The sequence below is a fragment of the Roseovarius sp. EC-HK134 genome, from assembly GCF_902498815.1.
GTDB lineage: Bacteria > Pseudomonadota > Alphaproteobacteria > Rhodobacterales > Rhodobacteraceae > Roseovarius > Roseovarius mucosus_A.
This window is the reverse complement of the sequence record NZ_LR701544.1, coordinates 2,270,897-2,292,926: the sequence shown is the minus strand read 5'-3', so window position 1 is coordinate 2,292,926 and position 22,030 is coordinate 2,270,897. Positions and strand designations below refer to the sequence as shown.

At 60.5% G+C, this 22,030-nt stretch carries 20 protein-coding genes and 2 tRNA genes; 12 read left to right on the top strand and 10 right to left on the bottom strand.

Features of this window, described 5'->3' with window-relative positions; translation table 11 throughout:
- Positions 1–8 precede the first annotated feature (8 nt).
- From GC127_RS15015 to GC127_RS15005, 3 genes are read left to right on the top strand one after another with little or no spacing between them, the layout of a single operon-like run.
- Positions 9–800, top strand: a complete 792-nt coding sequence (locus GC127_RS15015) for a TatD family hydrolase (protein WP_151978872.1) — start codon at positions 9–11, stop codon at positions 798–800.
- Positions 800–1,597, top strand: a complete 798-nt coding sequence (locus GC127_RS15010; RefSeq protein WP_151978871.1) for an MBL fold metallo-hydrolase — start codon at positions 800–802, stop codon at positions 1,595–1,597. The genes GC127_RS15015 and GC127_RS15010 overlap by 1 nt, the downstream gene beginning before the upstream one ends.
- A 5-nt stretch (positions 1,598–1,602) precedes the next feature.
- Positions 1,603–2,532 (top strand): AEC family transporter, encoded by a 930-nt coding sequence (locus tag GC127_RS15005; protein ID WP_151978870.1) that lies wholly within the window; start codon positions 1,603–1,605, stop codon positions 2,530–2,532.
- A gap of 24 nt (positions 2,533–2,556) precedes the next feature.
- Here GC127_RS15005 and GC127_RS15000 read toward each other — a convergent pair whose 3' ends face one another.
- From GC127_RS15000 to GC127_RS14985, 4 genes are all read right to left on the bottom strand, one after another.
- Positions 2,557–3,576 carry a hypothetical protein gene (locus tag GC127_RS15000; protein WP_151978869.1) on the bottom strand — a complete coding sequence of 340 codons (1,020 nt, stop codon included), beginning with the start codon at positions 3,574–3,576 and terminating at the stop codon, positions 2,557–2,559.
- Positions 3,577–3,668: 92 nt separating this feature from the next.
- Positions 3,669–4,406: a hypothetical protein gene (locus GC127_RS14995; protein ID WP_151978868.1), complete on the bottom strand. Its 738-nt coding sequence runs from the start codon at positions 4,404–4,406 to the stop codon at positions 3,669–3,671.
- A complete protein-coding gene (locus GC127_RS14990; RefSeq protein ID WP_151978867.1) occupies positions 4,406–5,863 on the bottom strand; it encodes an amidohydrolase family protein in 1,458 nt (485 codons plus the stop codon). The genes GC127_RS14995 and GC127_RS14990 overlap by 1 nt, the downstream gene beginning before the upstream one ends.
- A 165-nt stretch (positions 5,864–6,028) precedes the next feature.
- Positions 6,029–6,112: transfer RNA gene (locus GC127_RS14985), tRNA-Tyr, on the bottom strand.
- Positions 6,113–6,247: 135 nt separating this feature from the next.
- Between GC127_RS14985 and rlmB the strand changes: the two genes are divergently transcribed.
- The gene (gene rlmB, locus GC127_RS14980) at positions 6,248–7,024 is read left to right on the top strand and encodes a 23S rRNA (guanosine(2251)-2'-O)-methyltransferase RlmB (RefSeq protein WP_008280132.1); all 777 of its coding nucleotides are present in this window, start codon (positions 6,248–6,250) and stop codon (positions 7,022–7,024) included.
- Here the strand turns inward: rlmB and GC127_RS14975 are convergent.
- On the bottom strand, positions 7,006–7,899 hold the full coding sequence (locus GC127_RS14975) for a hypothetical protein (RefSeq protein ID WP_151978866.1): 894 nt from the start codon (positions 7,897–7,899) through the stop codon (positions 7,006–7,008). The two genes, rlmB and GC127_RS14975, sit on opposite strands and share 19 nt — an antisense overlap.
- Before the next feature lie 73 nt (positions 7,900–7,972).
- Positions 7,973–8,740, bottom strand: a complete 768-nt coding sequence (locus GC127_RS14970) for a class I SAM-dependent methyltransferase (RefSeq protein WP_151978865.1) — start codon at positions 8,738–8,740, stop codon at positions 7,973–7,975.
- A 268-nt stretch (positions 8,741–9,008) separates the two neighbouring features.
- On the opposite strand from GC127_RS14970, the gene GC127_RS14965 reads away from it, so the two are divergent.
- Positions 9,009–9,082: transfer RNA gene (locus tag GC127_RS14965), tRNA-Gly, on the top strand.
- 101 nt (positions 9,083–9,183) lie between these two features.
- Complete coding sequence (locus GC127_RS14960) at positions 9,184–10,980, top strand: ABC transporter transmembrane domain-containing protein (protein ID WP_008280135.1); 1,797 nt, start codon at positions 9,184–9,186, stop codon at positions 10,978–10,980.
- A 118-nt stretch (positions 10,981–11,098) separates the two neighbouring features.
- Here the strand turns inward: GC127_RS14960 and GC127_RS14955 are convergent, their stop codons facing one another.
- Positions 11,099–11,533 carry a hypothetical protein gene (locus tag GC127_RS14955; RefSeq protein ID WP_008280136.1) on the bottom strand — a complete coding sequence of 145 codons (435 nt, stop codon included), beginning with the start codon at positions 11,531–11,533 and terminating at the stop codon, positions 11,099–11,101.
- A 291-nt stretch (positions 11,534–11,824) separates the two neighbouring features.
- On the opposite strand from GC127_RS14955, the gene hchA reads away from it, so the two are divergent.
- The gene (hchA, locus tag GC127_RS14950) at positions 11,825–12,691 is read left to right on the top strand and encodes a glyoxalase III HchA (protein ID WP_081508083.1); all 867 of its coding nucleotides are present in this window, start codon (positions 11,825–11,827) and stop codon (positions 12,689–12,691) included.
- Positions 12,688–13,404 carry a PA1136 family autoinducer-binding transcriptional regulator gene (locus GC127_RS14945; protein ID WP_081508084.1) on the top strand — a complete coding sequence of 239 codons (717 nt, stop codon included), beginning with the start codon at positions 12,688–12,690 and terminating at the stop codon, positions 13,402–13,404. The genes hchA and GC127_RS14945 overlap by 4 nt, the downstream gene beginning before the upstream one ends.
- Positions 13,405–13,442: 38 nt before the next feature.
- Here GC127_RS14945 and GC127_RS14940 read toward each other — a convergent pair whose 3' ends face one another.
- On the bottom strand, positions 13,443–15,074 hold the full coding sequence (locus GC127_RS14940) for an acyl-CoA dehydrogenase family protein (protein WP_151978864.1): 1,632 nt from the start codon (positions 15,072–15,074) through the stop codon (positions 13,443–13,445).
- A gap of 129 nt (positions 15,075–15,203) precedes the next feature.
- Between GC127_RS14940 and GC127_RS14935 the strand changes: the two genes are divergently transcribed.
- Complete coding sequence (locus GC127_RS14935; protein ID WP_037297359.1) at positions 15,204–15,500, top strand: septum formation initiator family protein; 297 nt, start codon at positions 15,204–15,206, stop codon at positions 15,498–15,500.
- Positions 15,501–15,555: 55 nt separating this feature from the next.
- On the opposite strand, the gene GC127_RS14930 is transcribed toward GC127_RS14935, so the two are convergent.
- Together GC127_RS14930 and GC127_RS14925 are read right to left on the bottom strand one after the other, a co-directional pair.
- A complete protein-coding gene (locus GC127_RS14930) occupies positions 15,556–16,014 on the bottom strand; it encodes a DNA polymerase III subunit chi (RefSeq protein ID WP_081508086.1) in 459 nt (152 codons plus the stop codon).
- On the bottom strand, positions 16,014–17,501 hold the full coding sequence (locus GC127_RS14925; protein WP_008280140.1) for a leucyl aminopeptidase: 1,488 nt from the start codon (positions 17,499–17,501) through the stop codon (positions 16,014–16,016). The genes GC127_RS14930 and GC127_RS14925 overlap by 1 nt, the downstream gene beginning before the upstream one ends.
- Positions 17,502–17,650: 149 nt before the next feature.
- Here GC127_RS14925 and lptF point away from each other — a divergent pair, with 149 nt between their 5' ends.
- The 3 genes from lptF to lptD are packed head-to-tail and all read left to right on the top strand — an operon-like array spanning position 17,651 to position 22,028.
- Positions 17,651–18,772, top strand: coding sequence for an LPS export ABC transporter permease LptF (gene lptF, locus GC127_RS14920; protein ID WP_151979776.1), 1,122 nt, complete (start codon positions 17,651–17,653; stop codon positions 18,770–18,772).
- On the top strand, positions 18,769–19,860 hold the full coding sequence (gene lptG / locus GC127_RS14915; RefSeq protein WP_037297185.1) for an LPS export ABC transporter permease LptG: 1,092 nt from the start codon (positions 18,769–18,771) through the stop codon (positions 19,858–19,860). The genes lptF and lptG overlap by 4 nt, the downstream gene beginning before the upstream one ends.
- Positions 19,857–22,028 carry an LPS-assembly protein LptD gene (lptD, locus tag GC127_RS14910; protein ID WP_151978863.1) on the top strand — a complete coding sequence of 724 codons (2,172 nt, stop codon included), beginning with the start codon at positions 19,857–19,859 and terminating at the stop codon, positions 22,026–22,028. The genes lptG and lptD overlap by 4 nt, the downstream gene beginning before the upstream one ends.
- Positions 22,029–22,030: the final 2 nt, after the last annotated feature.

Sequence of the window (22,030 nt, the reverse complement as noted above, 5' to 3'; positions counted from 1 at the left end):
GGACAGGCATGAGCACCGACATTCGCATCACTGACAGCCACTGCCACCTCGACTTCCCTGATTTCGATGACGAGCGGGATCAGGTCATTTCCCGCGCCGTGGCTGCGGGTGTGCATCGCATGGTAACGATCTGCACCCGTCTGGACCAAGAGCCGCGCGTGCGCGCAATTGCCGAGGCGCATGCGCCGGTGTTTTATGCGGCGGGTATTCACCCGATGCGCGCGGCCGAGAGCCCCTTGGTGCACGTCGATGATTTGGTAAAATTGGCGGAACATCCCAAGTTTGTCGGCATCGGCGAAACGGGGCTCGACTATTACTACACTGCCGAGAGTGCCGAGGTGCAAAAACAAAGCCTGCGGGTGCATATCGAGGCCGCACGGCGCACGGGACTGCCGCTGATCATTCATGCGCGCAGCGCGGATGACGACATGGCGCGCATTCTGGCCGAGGAATATCGCAACGGCGCGTATACCTGCGTCATGCATTGCTTTTCTTCCAGCGCTGAATTGGCGCGCGCTGCGCTTGATCTGGGGTTCTACCTGTCGATGTCAGGCATTGCGGCGTTCCCCAAAAGCCAGGACTTGCGCGATATCTTTGCAAGTGCACCGGTAGAGAGAATCCTGTTGGAAACCGACGCGCCCTATCTGGCACCGCCCCCCCATCGTGGCCGCCGCAATGAGCCCGCCTATACGCTTCACACGGGCCAAAAGGCTGCTGAAGTGTTCGGCATGGGCTGGGCCGAATTTGCCGCGCAGACCGAGGCCAATTTTGAGCGACTTTTTACCAAGGCGGTGCTGTGATGGCAGAGTTGCGTTTTATCATTCTGGGCTGTGGATCGTCTGGGGGGGTGCCGCGCCTTGGGGGGCATTGGGGCGAGTGCGATCCCACCAACCCCCGCAACACGCGCCGCCGCTGCTCCCTTCTGATCGAACGAGAGACCGAGGGGGGCATTACCCGCGTGCTGATCGACAGCTCGCCCGACCTGCGCGCGCAACTGCTGGATGCAGGCATCGGCGCGCTGGATGCGGTTGTCTATACCCATTCCCACGCCGATCATGTTCATGGCATCGACGATCTGCGGATGATCGTGTTCAACATGCGCAAGCGTTTGCCGGTCTGGGCCGATGGCGACACGCAAAACGCGCTCTATTCTCGGTTCGGCTATGCTTTTGTCCAACCTGCGGATAGCCCTTATCCCCCTATTCTTGACATGCACACGATCAACGGTCCGTTTGAGATCGAGGGTGCGGGAGGGGCTATCGCGCTCACACCGTTTCAGGTCAATCACGGCTCGATTGACTCGCTTGGCTTTCGCGTGGGTGATCTTGCCTATCTGCCTGATGTGGCCGCCATTCCCGAGGATGTCTGGCCAGTGCTGAGCGGGCTGGATTGCTGGATATTGGATGCGCTGCGCCGCACGCCGCATCCGACGCATGCCCATCTGGCGCTGTCGCTTGAATGGATCGCGCGCGCGGCCCCGCGCCGGGCTGTCCTGACCAATATGCATATCGATCTCGACTATCAGACTGTGGCAGAGGAGACACCGGCGCATGTGACCCCCGCCTATGACGGGATGATCCTGCGTTACACGGTCTAAGCGCGATGCAGGCGCTGTTTGAAATCATCCTGCCGGTTTTTCTGGTGATCGGCTTTGGCTATCTCGCGGTTTGGCGGCGCTGGTTCAGTCAGGCGGGCGTGGATGGCCTGATGAGCTTTACCCAGAAATTCGCCATTCCCTGTTTGCTGTTTACGGCCATTTCGCGCCTCGATCTGGGGCAGAGTTTCGATTGGCGGCTCTTGCTCAGTTTCTACGTCGGGGCGAGTTCCGGCTTTGCTCTTGGTCTTTTCGGCGCAAGGCTGATCTTTGGCCGGACATGGGAGGATGCAGTCGCTATCGGCTTTTGCTGCCTCTTCTCCAACTCGCTGCTTTTGGGCCTGCCGATCATGGAGCGTGCCTATGGGGCGGATGCCTTGGCCGCCAATTTCGCCATCATCGCTGTGCACTCGCCGTTTTGCTACGGTCTGGGCATCACCGTGATGGAAATCGTCAAGGCGCGCGGAACGGCGGGGCCGAAGGTTGTGGTCAAAGTGCTCAAGGCGATGTTTTCCAACACGCTGATCATGGGCGTCGCGGCAGGGTTTGTTGTCAACCTGTCGGGTTTGGTTCTGCCTGCGCCGGTGGAGGATGGGCTTGATCTTATGGCGCGCGCGGCGCTGCCGGCGGCGCTCTTTGGTCTGGGGGGCGTGCTGGTGCAATACCGTCCCGAAGGCGATTTGCGGGTGATCCTCTATGTCTGCCTGATCTCATTGGTGGCGCATCCGGCGATCACCTTTGGCCTTGGTCTGGGGATTGGCCTTCCGGTGGAGGGCGTGCGCTCGGCGGTGGTGACGGCGGCCATGGCACCGGGGGTCAACGCCTATGTCTTTGCCAATATCTATGGTCACGCCAAGCGTGTGGCGGCCTCGAGCGTTCTTTTGTCCACTGGCTTGACGATCGTTACGGCTTGGATCTGGTTGCAGGTTTTGCCCTGAGCCAAGGCGGTGCGTGGATCTGCCTTAGCGCATCCAGAACCCGTTGCGCTTGATGGTATTGCGGATCACTTGCTCGCGACGGGGCAGATCGTTTTGGTCAAAAAGCGCGCGCACCTTCATTCCACGGCCCTGATAGATCATCCGCTTCGCAGGTTCGTAATTCTTCAGCACGCGCTTGATTTTGTTGGGGGCCGTCACCTCTTGCAGAACTTCGACCACATGATCGGCCTCGCGTGCATAAAGCAGCGGCAAAAGCCGATAGTGACAACTGATCTGACCATCCAGCAGGTCGGGTGGCAGCGTGTCCCGCCCGCCTCCAAGCGAGTGGATCACCAAGGGCAGTGCCACCTGATCGAGCCAAGGATCGAGGGATTGCAGGAGTAATTCGCGCGGCGCATCATCGCGTATGCTGAGCGCATAGTCGAGAAAGCGTCGGCCAAAGACATGCGGGCAGTGATAGAAAAAAAAGCCTGCGTTGAAATAGAGATAGCGTTGCCAATAGCCCTCTGGCTGGCCCTGATCGAGAGAGGTTTCGAAAGTGAGGTCGAACTTGTCGTAGAGCGATTTCCAGATCTGGGTATGGGTTGGGCCATAAAGCTCGATCTGCGGCCATGTGCCTTCGCGGCGCAACGAGGCTGTGGGGCGGCTGAAATCGAAGGGAACAGAGGCAAGATCGCCGCAGATCAGCGTGTCGGTGTCGAAAAACACAAAGGGCTCGCCCTTGGGCAGCGCGAACAGCGCCTCGATCTTGTTGCCATAGGGATAGGCTGCGCCGAAATGGCGGCTTTCAAAGGCCACGAATTCCGCGCCGAGATCAGTCAAGAGCGCGCGGCTGTCCTCGTCCTTGATGCGTGGATCGTCGCCCCAGAGCGGCCCCGGCTGCGGCTCTGCCACAAAAAGACGCCCCGCAAAGCCGGGTGAGGTGGCGCGCAGTGACGCTGCAAAGAGAATAGCCTCGTATTGCAACCGACCGGCCTGACCGACGATCAGGATATTGTAGGTCTGAGGCACCTTTGTCTCGGGGACCTTTGTCTTGGGGGCCATTCTTGTCGTGATCCTGCCTGACTGCCACCCTCACTATGGGGTTTTCCACCGCACAGATAAAGCGGTTATCGCAGGTCAGCGCGCGCTGCGTGTCAAAAGCGCAGGGTTAATCCCGCAAGTGGGCCAGAGAATGTCGCGTCAAACTTTCGGCCATTCTTGCTATAATCCACGTAAAGATGCCGGTATCCTGCCGAGAGCCAGAGCCGGTCACTGGCCTGCCAGTTGAGCGTGCCGACAAGCTGAGATGTCATGTCTGAGCCCGCCCCAAAGCCACCGACATCGACGTAACCGATAAAGGACCAGCGGTCCGTGAGCCGCAGATTGGTCCGCGCGGCGAGGATCGGATCGGTAAAGCTCACGTCGATCCCGGCGGCAAGCCCCGGCACCGGCGTGGTGGCGCGTCCTTCAACCTGCCAGTGGCGCAGGCCTGCCATGAAATCAACCGTGGCATCAGGCGTCGTAAGCGCCCGATACCCTGCGGTAAGCGTCAGCGAGGATTGCTCGATCCGGCCACGCGCGGGCAGGCCGGGGGCAGGGGGTGGCAACGGCACGGTTCCGCGTCGCGAACTTGCCGAATGGGACAAGTCGCCCATCACCACCAAACGCTGATAGCGGGCATAACCCGTGAGAAAGAACGCCGTATCGAGATCTTCGAGAACGTCTGACAGCCCTTTGTCAAAGCGCAATGACGGGCCGCCTGCACGGGGTGTGATCGTCCCACCAATGCCGGTCCCCCATGCATAGGGCGTGATCTGGGCGTTCCAGTCTTGCGCATGTGCAGGCGGCGCGAGGCTGAATATCGTCAACAGGGCTGCGAACCGCGCAAACATCAGAGTTGATCCTTCACGACCGCACCGCCCTTGACGATCATTGCAAGGCTTTGCTCGGGCGTATCAAGCCAGTCAAGCCCTGCCTCGGGATCGGTCTCGACCACCAGAAGATCGGCCATCGCCCCTTCTGCGATGACACCAAGTTGTCCGTCATAGCCGCTGCGTTCCCCAGAGAGCGCCAGCAGATCGCCCGCCGCCCCTGTCGCCATGCGCAAGGCCTCGAGCGGGGGCATGAAGCGGGTCAGCTTGGCCAATTGCCGCCCCTGACTGCTGGCCCCTGTGGGGTTCATCAGGATGTCGGTGCCAAAGGCCATGTTGACCCCCACAGTGCGGCCCATTTCAAAGGCCTGCACGGTGCCTACCGACACCTCCTGCCGCTTGGCGTTCTGTCGTGGATCGCTGCTTGGGTTGGAATCCTCATCGGCCAAAAAGGGCTGGATCGACCACCACGCGCCCATGTCGCGCATCAGGCGAACCGTCTCAAGATCCGCTAACTGACCGTGTTCAATGGATTTCACCCCAGCCCGCAGGGCGCGCTGGATACCTTTGGGCGTATAGACATGGGCGCAAACATAGGTGCCCCAATCTTCTGCGGCCTCGACGGCGGCGCGCATTTCGTCTTCGGTGAATTGCAGGCTCTCGAGCGGATCATAAAGCGAGGTGACGCCGCCGCCGGCCATGATCTTGATTTGGCTTGCGCCCTTCATCAATTGTTCGCGGGTGCGGCGCAGCACCTCGGCGCGCCCGTCTGCGATGGCCACAACGCCGACCCGTTCACTATAGCTCAGATCGCCGTCGGCGCGGGGAAGTTCCGAAGTCATGCGGAAATCGCCATGCCCCGAGGTTTGCGAAATCATCGCGCCCGACGCAAGAATGCGCGGTCCGGGCAAAGCGCCGCGATCAATGGCCAGCTTGAGGCCAAAAGCCGGGCCGCCGGTGTCGCGCACGGTTGTGAAGCCGCGCAAGAGCGTGGCCCCTGCCTCGCGCCCGGCCATCAGATGCACAAAACCAATGTCGGCTGTCATGGCCTGCATTTGGGTCACACCAACCAGCGTACTATGCCAATGTGCGTCGATGAGGCCCGGAATGACCGCCCGACCACCACAGTCTATGCGCTCAGCATCCGTCGGTCCCTGTTCGGCGGCGGGCAGGCCGGTGATCCGCCCGCCTTCGATCAAGATCTCGCGGCCTTGGATCAGAGAGAGGTCATGGCCGTTGAAATAGCGCAGGTTGGTCAAGAGCAGCGGGCGACCGGGGGTCTGTGCCCGAGCCGGTTTTGACGCCAGACCAAACCCCGCATAAAGACCCACCACCGCCGCCAGACCACCCAACATAGCGCGGCGGTTGAGGTCTGCCTCGATCCGGGCAAAGGCCGCTTGAGTAGTGGGGGCGCCGCAGAGGCAGCAATCAATTTCGTCGTGGCTGTTTGAAGGGGAAGGGCAGCATATCTGGCACATCGGTCTCGCCTCTTACCTTGATCTTGATCGGCAGAGGGCACGCCGCGCTGTCTCCGCTTGTCAGAAGTTAGGGACATCAGGCGCGACGTCAACGCAATAGCACATAAAGTCGCCAATGCTCTGCGCACAGGCGGGTCTGCGATCCCTTGAAATTAAGAGGGAAAGTGGTGGGCGACCCAGGAATCGAACCTGGCGTGCGTCTCCGCGAGGGAGTTACAGTCCCCTGCCACACCTTGCGGCCTGTCGCCCACTTTCCCAGCACTTGCGCGCCGGACGTGGGGGGCTGATTACTAGTGGCCGGATGCTGCGTCAACCGGAAAATCGCTTGCAAGCAGTGGCCGCCCGTCGCATTGTCACGGGCCGGAAAAGAGGGGCCTTACAGCCATGAAAAAACCCCGTTGGGTGATCGACAAGGAACAGGCCAAGCGGGCGGCAGCCTCTGAGACTGTGTGGCTGTTTGGTTTGCATGCGGTGCGTGATGCGCTGGAAAACCCGGCCCGCGAAAAACTGCGGCTTATCGTGACGAAAAACGCCGCTGACAAGCTGGAGGCGGCGATTGCTGCAAGCGGCATAACACCCGAAGAGGTCGATCCGCGCAAGTTCAACGCGCCGCTTGATCCCGGTTCGGTGCATCAGGGTGCCGCGCTAGAAGTCAAGCCGCTGGATTGGGGCCCGATGGCTGAGGTCTGTTTGGGGGATGGTCGCACCGCGCCCCGCGTGGTGCTTTTGGATCGGGTCACAGATCCGCATAACGTGGGTGCTATTCTGCGCTCTGCCGAAGTATTTGGCGCGCGGGCAGTAATTGCCCCCCGCCATCACGCCGCACCCGAAACCGGGGCGCTTGCCAAGACCGCCAGCGGTGCGCTTGAACGCCAGCCTTACCTCAGAGTGCGCAATCTGGCCGATGCGATCATCGAGTTGCAGGCCATGGGCTATACGGTGCTGGGGCTGGCCGGTGAGGCGGAACTGACCATTGAGGCCGCTCTTGAGGGCAAGCGTGACCGTCCGGTTGCCCTTGTGCTCGGCGCCGAGGGGCCGGGGCTGCGCGAGAGGACGCGCGAGGTGTGCGATGCCTTGGTGCGGATCGAGTTCGCCAGCGATTTCGGCTCGCTCAACGTGTCCAACGCGGCGGCTGTGGCGCTTTACGCAGCGCGAGGCTGAGGGCGGGCGGCGGCATCCTCGAAGGCTGCGATGAACCGCCCCTTGATCATCCAACTGAGGCCAAAGGCGCAGAGGCCGAGGGATTCAAACAAAAAGGTAAGGCGGAGACTGTCCCAGATGGCCTCTATGCTCTGAGCAAGGCCAAGAGGCAGGATCATCTCAAGCAGCGCGGCCTTGATCGCCAGCATGCCCACCACGGCAAAAATGATCCGCCCAAGTGTGCGATACCACAGATTGCGCCGGTCCTTGCGATTGCCAGCAAGGCGCGCGGCGGTGGAATTTTCACGGGTAAAGACATAGGCGGAGAAATACCCAAGCACCAAAAACATCACCCCCGCCGCGCCGAAATGCATCATTTTAAGAACGGTTGGCACATCTGCACCGAGCGCGGCAAAGCTGGCCCAAAAATCATAGCTGATCGTGCCCTCGACCGTGCCGCCCGGCGGGTGAAACCCCTCTGAGCCGCTGGCATTGGTCAAGAACACGCGCGCCACCTCGCCGGAATAGGTGCACCCTGATCCGGTGGTCGGCACAAAGGCCACGATAACGGCGGCCACCCCGGCCAGTTTTAGTAGTACCACATCATACCAATGCCAGCCCAAGCACCCCTCGCGGCCCGGCGCACGAAAACTGTAAAAGAACATGAGCAACAGGCCGATAAAGCTGAGCGCGCCCACAAGGATATCCCCGCCGATCCGGCTGAAGTAATAGTGGCTGATCGAGGCGTTGAAGCAGGTGTTGGTCAGCAGGGACACCAGCCCAAGTGATACAGGCAGACCAAGCGCCACATAGCCGACGCCCAGATTGAGGCGGCGCAGGTCTATGTCAAAAGGCAGGTCGCGCAGGTCGGGGAGAGGCGCATTCGTATCTGTCATCTGGCGTATCCCTTGTCACTGAGACAGGATCAGCCTAGCCCAAGATCGCCGCAACCCGAAACGCTTTCACGCCTCAGGCGGCGTCTTCTGTGCTCTCTTGATCTGGAGCGGTCCAGCGGTTGACGTAATCGGATTGATACACCTTGTCTGCTGATTTTGTTGAGCGCTTCGGCTTGCGCACCGCATAATCGAGGATGATCCCGCCCTCTGCCAATGATCCCGACAGACGCGGGCGCTTGCCGGTCACATTGGGATTGGTGGTTGTCACCACCTTTCGGGCATGCGCAGGCTTGATCGGTTGCAATGCGCAATGCAGCACCTCATAGCCCAGTGTCGCCTCCCAAAAGCCATAGACCATCTCGGGGTTGATCTGGTAAAATGAATGATTGACCCAGTTGTTGCAGGGGCTGTGCCCGATCAGCACGCCACCGGGTTTGAGCATCTTGTGAATATTGCGATAGGCGGTGGGCAAATCAAAGATATGCTCGCAGGTGCCGCCGTCATAGATCACGTCGAACTTGCGCTCCAGTTTCTTGGGCAATTCGGCGCTGAGGTCTTGAATGATACTGGCCTTTTCAAAATCCGAGTAATCCATGGAATCGACCGAGGCAAAACCGAGTTTCTCGAAGAAGGGTTCGGAATAGGTTGCACCTTCGGGAACCAGATCGGCCTCGCTCAGGTCCGGCAAGTGGTCTGCCAACGCTTGCGCAAACACCCGCGACGACGCACCGCGCCGTGACCCGATCCAGCGCTGCCGCCCAAGCATCAAGAAACTACCGTTCAACTCATGACCTTTGACAGTCTCAATCAGCCGGGCAGCGAGGGTATCAGGAATGGCCATAACGGGGCTCCCTAGGTGTTGGATTGAGCGCGTCGACCATCCCAAGGCCCCCGCCGGTCAACTTTGCAGCCATTGCGCGGGCGCTTCAAGTAAAGATATGCGCGCGCGGCTTGGCCAAAATCGCCTACTCGCGACGGGTTCCGCTCAGTGCGACTATTCAGCGCGCGTATCAGCGTTTGGGCGCGCTTTTGGTCAAGACGCGTCGTGGCAAAAGTCCGGACAGCCGGGCTTGACCCTTGGGCGCGCCTCTACTAACTAGCGCAAGAGCGCGGGCGTTGTGTAATGGTAAGACCCTTGCCTTCCAAGCAAGAGACGCGGGTTCGATTCCCGCCGCCCGCTCCACCAAATTCCCCCTAACATGCCCTCTGTGGCTGATCTGTCCCCTTGACCACGGCCTCATCGCCCGCCAAGAACCTTGGCCAAAGGATGAGGAATAAAAATCTATGGTGCGCAGGGCCGAAAACGGGGCTGATCTGCTGGATCGCGAGAAATCGAAACATGTGGGCGCGTTGGCTGAACTGTGGCCATTCTTGCGCCCCTATCGCAAACTGCTGACTGCCGCGGTTCTGGCGTTGGTCATCACCGCAAGCGTGGCCTTGATGCTGCCACTGGCAGTGCGCCGGGTGGTGGATAATTTCAGCGCTGAGAACGGCGCTATCCTTGACCAGTATTTCGCGGCGGCTGTGCTGATCGCGGCGCTTTTGGCGGTAGGCACCGGGTTGCGGTATCTGCTGGTGACCCGGTTGGGCGAGCGCGTCGTCGCCGATATTCGCAAGGCCGTGTTTGACCGCGTGATCGGCATGAGCCCAGCCTTTTTCGAGCGGCTGATGACGGGCGAGGTTCTGAGCAGGATCACGACAGATACGACGCTGATCCTGTCAGTGATTGGCTCTTCGGTGTCGATCGCGCTGCGAAATTTGCTGATCTTGATCGGGGGCATGGGGTTGATGATGCTGACCTCAGCCAAGCTGACGGGGCTCGTTCTGTTGATCGTACCCCTCGTCATCGTGCCCATTCTAACGCTTGGCCGACGGATGCGCGTGCTCAGCCGCGAGAACCAAGACTGGATCGCGCAGAGTTCGGGCAATGCGTCAGAGGCGCTTTTATCTGTGCAGACGGTGCAGGCCTTCACCCATGAGCGCGAGAGCCGCGCGCGATTTGGTGATGTGACCGAACGCAGCCATGACGCCGCACGCCGCCGGGTCAATACCCGCGCGCTGATGACCGTGATCGTGATCTTTCTCGTTTTTACAGGGATTGTGGGCGTGCTTTGGATCGGCGCACGCGATGTGCGCGCAGGGGGCATGACCGCAGGTAGTTTGGTGCAATTTGTCATCTACGCGGTGATGGTCGCAGGGGCGGTTGCGGCGCTCTCGGAAATCTGGGGCGAATTGCAGCGCGCGGCAGGTGCAACCGAGCGTCTGGTCGAGCTGTTGCAAGCCGAAGATCCGGTGCGCGATCCCGCCCGACCATCCCCTGTGCCACGCCCGGTGCGGGGTGAGATCGCCTTTGAGGATGTGCAATTCGCCTATCCATCGCGCCCCGGCATCCCTGCACTGGATCACGTGAGCCTGACGATCCGTCCCGGCGAAACGGTCGCTCTTGTCGGTCCCTCTGGGGCGGGTAAGACCAGCGTCATTCAGTTGATCCAGCGCTTCTATGATCCGGATGCAGGGCGAATCACGCTCGATGGCGTGTCGCTTGCCGATATGGCGCGGCACGAATTTCGTCGTGATCTGGCCTTGGTGCCGCAGGACCCGGTGATCTTTGCCGCCTCGGCACGCGACAACATCCGCTTTGGCCGGCTTGATGCGACCGACGCCGAGATCGAGGCCGCGGCGCACGCAGCCAATGCGCATGATTTTATTTGCCGCTTGCCGGACGGCTATGACACTTATGTGGGGGAGCGTGGTGTGATGCTGTCCGGTGGGCAGAAACAGCGCATCGCCATTGCCCGCGCTATTCTGCGAGATGCGCCAGTTCTGTTGCTGGACGAGGCGACATCGGCGCTTGATGCCGAGAGCGAACGCGCGGTGCAGTCAGCGGTAGAAGCGATGGCGCGCACCCGCACCACGATTATCGTCGCCCATCGTCTGGCGACGGTGAAAAAGGCTGACCGCATTGTGGTGATGGATCAGGGCCGCATTGTCGCGCAGGGCACGCATGACAGCCTTGTCGCTGAGAATGGCCTCTATGCGCGGCTCGCGCGGTTGCAATTCACCGATGGCGAGGCGGCCTGACGTCGGCAGGATGCCGACGTTATCGACTATGGTGGACCGCCTCGCAAACGCGTCCCGTTCAGGACCAATTCACCGATTACACCGGGCGGAAATGTGAGGCGGCCCCGCAGATCATCCCTCAGAAGGACATGATCCGCGTCTCCTCCGCCAAGAGGCGCGCAGCCACGGCAGGTGGTTTCGCGGCGGTGATCCCGTCTAGCAAAGCGGTCTCATCCACGCCCTTGTTGGGCAGGTATATGGCGCAGACCTCAATCGTTGCCCCGGTCTCCATGATCTTTTGCATCAGGCCCTGTGGGCTCATCCCCATCGGCGCTTGCGGCGCGGTGGCACTGGCGGGGGCATCCTTGAGGGCCAGGTCGCCAGCCGGGCCGCAGAGCAGCACATAAGAGCTTGCCCCGGCCTGCATCGTCTGCATCGTCAGAACCATGCCCATGAGCTGCGTTTGGGGTTCTGCACTGGTCAGGATCGTGACCATCTGCTTTGCGTCCTCGGCCATGACAGGGCTTGTGAGGGCGGCCAGACCAAGCGTCGCCGCGGTGATGATTTTGCGCATGATGTCCTCTTTTCTAGCAAAGATGAATTCTGAATCCGTGTTTTCAGGGCCACCCTAGGCTGTGTGCAGGCCTATCGACCTTGATCTGGATCAATCACATTCAGAAAGAAGAATTTGATGCAGCTTCAGAGAAAGCAGACAAACCCTCTCGGTTCGGAATTGCGCCAAATCTTGCGCCTTCACTGGGCTCGCTTTCGTGTCGAGATACCAAAACTGAGGGATTTCCCCCATTTTGTCAGCGCGACTGGCGGCATAATTGTGTAACCTCATGCCTGAAACGGAGAGTACTAGATGTCGACACCACAGTCCTCGGACATGCGCCCCACGCCCGATCCCGCCGAAGATAATGCCTTTTTCCCCTCGCCCTATTCCCTGAGCCAGTTTACCGCGCCGGTTTCCGATCTGTCGGGGGCGGACTATCCTCATCCCTATTCTGGGGGGCGCTGGAAGATTCTGGTGATCTGTGCAGATGAACGCTATTTGCGGATGGAGAATGGTACGATGTTTTCGACTGGAAATCATCCAGTCGAGACCCTGCTTCCGCTCTATCATCTTGATAAGGCAGGGTTTGGCTTCGATTTCGCGACGATTTCCGGTTATCCAGCCAAGTTTGAACTCTGGGCCATGCCGAGGCAGGACCCTGAGGTGATGGGCCTGTTCGCAAAATATGCCGAAGCCTTGAAAACACCTGTGAAATTGCGAGATGTCCTCGCAAAAGTGCTTGAGGGAGGGTCAGACTATATCGGGGTGTTTATCCCCGGTGGGCATGGTGCATTGATCGGTCTGCCCGAGAGTGCGGAGGTCAAGACCTTGCTTGAATGGGTTGCAGCCGAGGACAAGTTTCTGATCTCGCTGTGTCACGGCCCTGCTGCATTTTTGGCCGTGGGCAAGGACAGCACGATCTATAAAGGTCGCAAGATCGTGGCCTTTCCGGATGCAATGGACGCGCAAACCCCCGAGATTGGCTATATGCCCGGGCATCTGACGTGGAAATTCGGAGAGGAATTGCAGGCCATCGGCTTTGAGATTCTCAACGAGGGTATTTCCGGTCAGGTCCACAAGGATGGTAAAATCCTGACTGGTGACAGCCCGCTGGCTGGTAATGGCTTGGGGAAACTGGCGGCGACGGAACTGTTGGCTGAGGTGCACAAAAAGTGAGCCGTGAGCCCGCGGATTCGGTTCTTTCAGTTCTTTTGCGGCTGGAGGAGGCCACAACGCTTGAAGGGGTCTCGCAGGTTATCTGCGAGACCTGTGAACCGCTTGGGTATGACCGGGTGCTGCTGTTTTCGGCAGCTGCACAGCGGGAGCAGATCGTGAGCAGGGTGTATTGGGTCAAAGGTGATTGGTTCGGTGATGGCAGCACAGTTGATGCCGAAACCTATCTCCAGAGATGCCCCATCACCCTCAATGTGCTAAAGTGCAGCGCGCCGTTTTTCTGGACCAAGACGCCGAATACCGAATACCGGGTTGTTCGCACCCCGAGCCTGTCGGGCACCAATGGGTTTCAGGTGCCGATTTACGGGCCGATTGGCTTGGAGGGCGCGGTGAGCTTTGGAGGCGGCCGCATCGACGCCTCTCGGCGGGTGCAACTTTTGTTGACCTTGTTGGCGGAGCAGGCGTTTCGGGTCAGCCGCGCCTTGATCGAAGGTGAGAGCCCCGAAACGGGCCATCTGTCGACGCGCGAACGCGAGGTTCTGGCGTGGGTTGCGGCCGGGCGCCGAGGGGCCGAGATTGCCGGCACTCTGGGAATTTCTCAGAGGACGGTTGAAAATCACCTGCGTAACGCGCGCAATCGTTTGGCTGTCAAGACCACGGCACAGGCGGTGCAGGCGGCCATTCGGCTTGGTCAATTGGATGGGTTGCCAGACTGAGCGACAGTTTAACTGTTCCCAAGCTTGGTGTGCTTTGATCAGGTGTCCCCATCGCCCAGCCGCGCCAGAATGGGGCCTGTGTCGAGCGTGCCAATCGCCCCGGCCACACGTCCACGCGGATCGCTGAGGCGTGTCGAGATATAGCCCTGCGCCACCGCATCAGGGGCATGCCGCATCAGGACTGAAGCGGTCAGAAGCGTGGCGAGGCTCTCGGCATACCAACGGGCCTGAGCCTCTTCGGGCAGCTTGGGAAAGGTTTGCATATGCGCTTTCAGCGCGGCGTCAAACCGGCGGTCCTGCCCGGCGACGCTGGCCAACTCCGCAGTCAGAACCTCGCCTGCAAGCGGCTCTTTGCGCAGGGTGCGCAGGATATCAAGGCAGATGACATTGCCCGACCCTTCCCAGATCGAATTGAGCGGGGCTTCGCGGTACAAAAGGGGCAGGGGCGTATCTTCGATATAGCCCATGCTACCCATGGCCTCCATGGCCTCATAGACCACACCGGGGCAGAGCTTGTTGCCGAGGAATTTCGCGAGTGCCACGCCAAGACGTGCAAAGGCGCGCTCTGCCGGGCTGCGCCCGTCAAATGCCCGCGCCACATGAAGCCCAAGCGCCAGCGTGCCCTCCCAATCAAGCGCGAGATCGGCCAGAACGGCGCGCATCAGCGGCTGGTCGATGAGTTGCTTTTGAAAGACGGACCGATGGTGCGCCCAATGCCGCGCGTGATCCAGTGCTGCGCGCATCAGCCCTGACGGGGCCATGGCGGTATCCAACCGCGTGTGATGCACCATTTCCAGAATGGTACGTAGCCCCGCGCCCTCGTCGCCCAACCGATAGGCGATGGCCCCGTGATATTCAATTTCCGCAGACGCATTGGCACGATTGCCAAGTTTATCCTTTAGTCTTTGGATCTGGATCTCATTGCGCGCGCCCTCCAGCCAGCGCGGCACCAGAAAGCAGGTCAGCCCCTCGGGCGCTTGCGCCAGCGTTAGAAACCCGTCTGACATTGGCGCGGAGCAGAACCATTTATGGCCGAAAAGACGATAATATGCGCCCTCTGGCGTCGCGGTGGTGGCATTGGCACGAATGTCCGATCCGCCCTGCTTTTCGGTCATTGCCATGCCCAGTGTGGCACCCGGTTTGCGCGCCAGCGGCTTTGCGCCCGGATCATAGGCGCGTGCCGTAAGTTTCGGCACCCAATCTGCAAAAAGCGCCTTGTCGCTGCGCAGGGCAGGCACGGCGGCATAGGTCATGGTCATCGGACAGCACACGCCCGGTTCCACCTGAGAGGTCAGATAGACCATCGCGGCATGGGTCACGTGGCCGCCCTTGGCCCCCTCCCACGGAATGGCCGCATAGCCCGCGCCGATACCAACGCGCATCAGATCATGATACGCGGGGTGAAACCGCACCTCGTCCAGCCTGCGCCCGCCCACATCAAAAAGCACCAGTTCGGGTGGGTGTCGGTTGGCCGCGCGCCCTGCCGAACGCAGGGTTTCAGTGCCGATCCGTGCGCCGTAGGCGGCCAGAGTTTCGGGATCGGCCCCTGCTGCCGTCGCATGGGTCTGCAAGCCAGGATCGTCTGCCCAAAGATCAAGATCACCGCGCGATGCGGGTTGGTTCGTCACCTCATGGGTGCCAAGCATGTCCTTAGGCGGGCTGTCCTGCATCGCGCTCTCCTTTGGCGGGTATGCTAGTGGGGGTCGCGCAGCGGCGAAAGGGGATTCACAAAGCGCAGAGCCTGTGGCATGATGCCTGCAACGCCCGACACGAGGCGGATCGAAGAGGCAGAGCAGAGTATGACACCCCGCAGCCGCCCTTGGGGCCTGTTGATTTTTTTCCTGATCGCCTTTTTTCTAGGGGCGTATTTTACATTTGCGGCTGTGCAAGGGGATTACGGCCTATTCCGTCGCGCCGAAATTGATGCACAAAGCGTCGAGTTGCAGGCCCAGCTTGACGCGTTGAATGTGCGGGTGGCGCGGATGGAAAACCTGACCCGGCGGCTCTCGGACGGCTATCTTGATCTTGATTTGTTGGATCAGCAGGCGCGTGAAGTTTTGGGCCTGTTGCGCAGTGACGAGATCGTAATCCGCTGAGGCGCGCGTGACGTCTTGCTCAGAGTGTTCGCTTAAGCCCAACACCTTAGCCCGTTTAGGCCTCGGCCTTCTTTTCCCATCGCCCGCCGGCCTCGGACCAGTATTGCGCGGCGCAGCCTGCGCCGGTCAGCGCCTTCCATTGTCCACGCGCAACTTGAACGGCCGCGTCGTCATTCCCGTCAAAGAGAATGCAGACCCGTTGCAGCGACTGCACCTCCTCTGCGCTCACGTCTGCCCCGTCGATCGCCATTACGCAGGCTGCGCCATTGGGTCTTGCGTGGTCTGTCGTCAGCAAAACCGGCTGATCGGCATCATGCGCCCCACCGGCCACGCCATGCGGCAAAAACCCATCCTCAGGCCCTAACCAGAGCCGTTCATCGAGCCAGACAAGCCGCGCCGCCTCTCTTCCCCGCACCACCACGCGCCAGCCAGCCCCCAAGGATTTCTCAAGCAACATCGGCAATGTCGCCTCAAGTGGTTGACGCGTCAGGTGATAGAAGTAGACGGCCCCCATCAACTCTCCTCAAGCATATCCGCAACCAGACGGTTGAGCGCCAGAACGCCCCAGCCTGTCGCGCCCTTTGGGGCGTAGGTCGTGTCCGCCTTGACGCTGGCCACCCCCGCGATATCAAGATGTACCCAAGGCATGCCCTCCTGCACAAAGCGGTGCAGGAATTCCGCTGCCGTGATCGTGCCCGCAGGCCGCCCGGCAGAGTTCTTGATATCGGCAATCTGGCCCTTGATCATATCGGCATAGCCCGGCCCAAGCGGCAGACGCCATGCGCCTTCGCCTTCTGTCTTTGCGGCACGCAGGAAGGCGTTGCAGAGCCCTTCGTCATTGCTGAGAACAGCGGCATTCTCGTGACCCAAGGCCACGATGCAGGCCCCTGTGAGAGTGGCCAGATCAATCATTCCGCGCGGCTTATAGGTTTCTTGCGCATACCAGAGCACATCTGCCAGCACGAGCCGCCCCTCGGCGTCGGTATTGATCACCTCGATGGTGTCGCCCTTCATCGACGTCACCACGTCGCCGGGACGGGTGGCGCGGTCCGAGGGCATGTTTTCCACGATGCCCACAAGGCCCACGACATTTGCCTTGGCGCGCCGAAGGGCCAGCGTGCGCATGACCCCTGCGACAACACCGGCACCGCCCATGTCCATGGTCATTTCTTCCATGCCAGCGGCGGGTTTCAGGCTGATGCCGCCCGTGTCGAACACCACGCCCTTGCCGATGAGGGCCAGTGGTGCCTCGCCCTTTGGCCCGCCCAGCCATTCCATTACTGCCAGTTTCGACGGGCTGGCGCTCCCGTGACCCACAGACAAGAGCGCACCCATCCCGAGTTTCTCCATGTCCTTTTCCTCAAGAATGGTGATCTTGAGGCCCAGATCCTTCATCGCGGCGATGCGATTTGCGAATTCGGTGGTGGTCAGGTGATTGGCAGGCTCGTTGACCAGATCGCGGGTAAAGAATACCCCCTCGGCCAAGGCCAATGTGGGCGCGGCTTCGGCTTTGACTTCATCCGGCCTGCCGGTCATCAGCGTAACGGCACCGGGGTCCTTCGGGGCGGTGTCTTTCTTGGGCTGCGATTTGTGCGGGGTGAAATCATAGGCCCGCAGCAGCACGCCAAGCAGCACATCGACCGGACGGCGCAACGCCGATCCAAGGATCAAAAGCGGCTTGTCCCCCTTGAGGCGGCTTAGGTTCACACCTGCGCGGCGGCTTTCGGCGGGGCTGGCGCTGCGGGGAAGTATGACCACATCAATCGCCTCGGCCACCATCCCGGAGGGCCAGTTGATGCTGATCACGTCGCCAGGTTTTTTGTCGTTCAAGGCGGCCGCCTCGACCAGCCGGGCAAGCGTGCCGCGCGTCATGCGATTGATCTTTCGCGCACCGGCGTCAAGCTTGCCTTCGGGGGGAATGATCACAGCGATCCGGCCGGGCGCTGTGGCGAGCGCCTCTAGATCAGTCTCGGCAAAGACAACGTGCAGGGGGGTGGTCATCGAGGGCTCTCCTTGGTTCGGCTTTGCCAAGACCTAGCGCGGCTTGTCGCCAATGACCAGTTAGCAGTTTTCCCCCGCAATCAATTCCGCTAGGTTGCCCGGCAATACTGCTGCCACGGGGGATAAGAGTGACCAGATTCGACAGATACATGCTGTCGCAATTCATGGTTTTGTTCGGTTTCTTTGCGCTCGTTTTGGTTTCGATCTTTTGGATCAACAAGGCGGTGCGCATGTTCGACCGGCTGATCGGGGATGGCCAGCCCGCTTGGGTGTTTGTGGAATTCACGGCATTGACCCTGCCGGGGGTGATCGGCGTAGTGCTGCCGATTGCGGCCTTTGCTGCCGCCGTTTACGTGGTCAACCGCCTGTCAAGCGAAAGCGAGCTGACGGTGATGCAGGCCACTGGATATTCGCCTCTGCGCTTGGCCCGCCCGGTGTTTGTCTTCGGTGTGATCGTCGCAGTGATGATGTCGCTCTTGGCGCATTTCCTCATCCCCAGCAGCCTAAGCCAGCTGCGCCTGCGGCTGGATGAGGTCTCGCGCAATATCACGGCCAAATTGCTCAGCGAGGGCGAATTCCTGCATCCCGCCCCCGGCGTGACCTTCTACATTCGCGAGATCACATTGTCTGGCGAATTGCGCGACGTGTTTTTGTCTGATCGGCGTGATCCCGAAGCGCCTGTGACCTATACCTCGTCCCGCGCCTATCTGGTGCAAGAGGGGGGCGGCACACGGCTGGTCATGGTCTCGGGATTGGCCCAGAATATTCGCGCCGATCAAAACCGGCTCTTTACCACCTATTTTGACGATTTTTCCTATGACATCAGCAGCCTTGTTCGGCGCGATGTGGTCAATTTAGACGAGGTGGCCTTTGCGGGCACGCTCGAGATGCTGCGCGACCCCGAGGCGGTTGCGGCGCGCACGGGCGTCAGTTTGGGGGCTGTGATGGCCCAGATGCATGGCCGCATCACGGCGGCTTTGCTCTGCGTGATCGCGGCTTTGGTTGGGTTCTGCACCCTCTTGGTGGGGGCACATAGCCGGTTTGGCGTCTGGCGTCAGGTGTTGCTGGCCTTTGGTCTTTTGGTGGGTCTCAAGATCGTCGAGAGCCTTGTGCTGGCACCGGTTCTAGCCAGCGCTGTGCTTTGGCCGTTGCTTTATCTGCCGGCGCTGATCGGGCTGGCGTTGTCGGGGCTGCTCCTGGCGCTTGCCAGCTATCCGGGCCTGTGGCATCGGCTGCGGCGCAAGGGGCCTGCGGCGGAGGTGCCGACATGATCCTAGAGCGCTATTTCGGTCGACGTTTCTTTGTGAGCTTCATGGGCGTGACGATCACCATGCTTGTGATCATGGGGCTGATCGACCTGATGGACGAGTTGGGCGATTTCCCTGAATTGGCCTTTGGTCAGGTTTTGGGGATCGTGCTGTTGAAACTGCCCGAAGCCTATTACGAGATCATTCCATTGGTGATGATTCTTGCCTCGGTGGCGCTTTTCTTACGGTTGGCGCGCTCGTCCGAGATGGTGGTGCTGCGCGCCTCTGGCCGGTCTGCATTGCGCGGTCTGCTTGCTCCGGCAGCGGTGGCTCTGGCTATTGGCCTGTTGGGGCTGGCGGTAGGCAATCCGCTGGTGGCGGCGACTGCGAAACGGCATCACGATCTGGTCAATACCTACTCGGGTCAGACATATTCTGACCTTGCCATTGCGTCAGAGGGTCTGTGGCTGCGGCAGGGCGGAACGGCGGGCCAGACAGTGATCTATGCTGCCCGTTCCAGTTCCGATCTCAGCACACTTTACGGCCCCAGCTTTTATGACTTTGCCCCCGATGGCCAACCTCTGCGCCGCATAAGCGCCAGCACCGCACGGCTTGAGACCGGGGCATGGCTGCTCGAAGATGCCAAGATTTGGGATTTGGCCGAGAACATCAATCCCGAGGCCATGGCCCGCCAAGAGGCGCAGTTGAGCGTGCCCTCTGATCTGACCCAGGATCGAATTCTCGACAGTTTCGGCAGCCCGGAGTACATCCCGATTTGGGAGTTGCCCAAGTTCATTGATCAATTGGAAGAGGCTGGGTTTTCTGCGCGACGTTACGCCATATGGTTCCAGAGCGAATTGGCGCAGCCGGTCTTTCTGGTGGCGCTTGTGTTGATTTCGGCGGCACTGACCATGGGGCACACGCGCGGTGCCAATGTCGGGCTTTCGGTATTGACGGCAGTTCTTTTGGGGTTCGGCCTGCATTATGTGCGCAATTTCGCGCATATCTTGGGTGAGAATGGTCAATTGCCGATCTTGCTGGCGGCTTGGGCTCCGCCCGTTGCCTCGCTGTTTATCGGTCTCGGCATCCTTCTGCATCTGGAGGATGGATGATCCGCCAAATACGCCTCTTTCTTGTTCTGCTGCTTTCGCTCGCAAGCCCGCTGACCGCGCAGGATGCCCCCTCTGATCCGGCGGTGTTGGTCGCAGATGACGTGCGCCTCACGGCGGACAACCGCCTGATTGCAACGGGCAATGTCGAGGCGCTCTATCAGGGGCGCCGTCTGACTGCGCGCGAAATCACTTATGACCATGGCACCGGCCAGTTGGCGATCACCGGACCGTTGACGCTCACGGATGTCGAAGGCGCGTTGGTCGTGGCCGACAGCGCCGAGCTGGACCGCGACCTGACCAATGGCATCCTGCGTGGGGCGCGGATCGTCATGCAGGATCAGTTGCAATTGGCGGCCGTGGAGATGCGCCGCACCGATGCGCGCTTTAATCAGCTTTACAAGACTGCCGTGACCTCTTGCCGGGTTTGCGACAACGGCCGCCCGCCGCTGTGGCAGATCCGGGCGCAGCGGGTGATCCATGATGAGCAAGAACGTCAGCTCTATTTTGACAACGCGCAGTTCCGCATCCTGAACACCACCGTGCTCTATCTGCCGCGTCTTCGCTTGCCGGACCCGACGCTTGATCGCGCGCGTGGGTTTCTGACCCCGTCGCTTGTCAATTCTTCGCTTTTGGGCACGGGCATCCGCGTTCCCTATTTCATCCCCATTGGCGATAGCCGCGACCTGACGCTGGCGCCGTTCCTTGCGACCAATTCCAAGCGGCTGGAATTCCGCTATCGTCAGGCGTTTCGCCAGGGTGAAATTGAATTCAACGGTGCCGTGGCCGAGGATGATTTCAGCCCCGACCCAACCCGTGGATATCTGTTTGGTACGGGTCGGTTCGAACTGCCGCGCGATTTCATCCTGCGGTTCAATGTCGAGCTGTCCAGCGACGATACGTTTCTGTTGGACCATGGATTTTCCGACAAGGACCGCCTGATCAATGAGGTGTCGGTCGAGCGTGCGCGCCGGGATGAGTATATCCGTGGCGCGATCACGCATTTTCAATCGCGACGGGTGGGCGAGAGCAACGCAACCCTGCCCACGTTGGCGGGCAATGCCGAATATGAGCGCCGGTTCTTTCCCACACGGATTGGGGGCGAATTGCGCTTTGGCGCGGCACTGCACAGCCATTACCGCAGCTCGGATTCCACGCTGGCCACGCTCGACCGCTTTGCGGACGGGCGCGATGTAACGCGGCTGACCACCCGGCTGGACTGGTATCGCGGTTGGACGCTGCCAGCAGGCGTGCTTGCCAGTTTCCAAACCGGCCTCATCCTGGATCATTTCGAGATTTCGCAGGCGGGGATTACGGCCGCCTCGCAGGCAACCGAACTGACCCCCACACTCGCGCTTGAACTTCGGTGGCCGCTGCTCAAATCCACGCGTCATGCCGTCACCCATGTGATCGAGCCTGTGGCGCAATTGTCGTGGAGCGGTGGATCGAACCCCGATATTCCCCTCGACGAGGCGACGCTGATCGAGTTTGACGAAGGCAACCTTTTCAATCCCTCGCGGTTCAATTCCCCTGACCGGCGCGAACGTGGGTATAGTGCCGCCTATGGGGTAAGCTATACCCGGTTTGATCCGGCGGGCTGGCAAGGAAGCCTTGCTCTCGGGCAGGTCTGGCGCGAAGAGCGTTTGCTGGAGAGGGATGGCCTGACCCCAAGCTTTGCCAAATCCTCGGGGTTGCGCGCCCGTGCCTCGGACTTGCTGATTGCGGGACAGTTCCGCAATGCCACTGGTTTGACCGTGACGGCGCGGGGCCTGTTTGATTCCATGTTCGACACGACCAAGGCAGAGGCCCGCGCCAGTTGGCGCAACGATGATACCAATATTGCGGCTACTTATGTCTGGCTCTCGGCTGATCCGGCTGAAAATCGACCGGCGAAAGTGTCCGAATGGGCGATTGATGGCAGCTATCGCTTTGCTCAGCATTGGACTGGCCATGCCGAGTGGCGGTTTGACGCGGCGGCAGAGCGCAGCGTGCGTGCAGGGGCGGGGCTGACATATTCCAACGAATGCGTGGACATCACGCTTTCGGTCTCGCGCCGGTTTACCTCTTCGACTATCCTTGAACCGGAAACCAACTTCGGCTTTACGGTAGGGTTTACGGGGTTCTCGTCCGCGACCCGTGACCGAAGCTTTACCCGGACCTGCAGGAACTGACC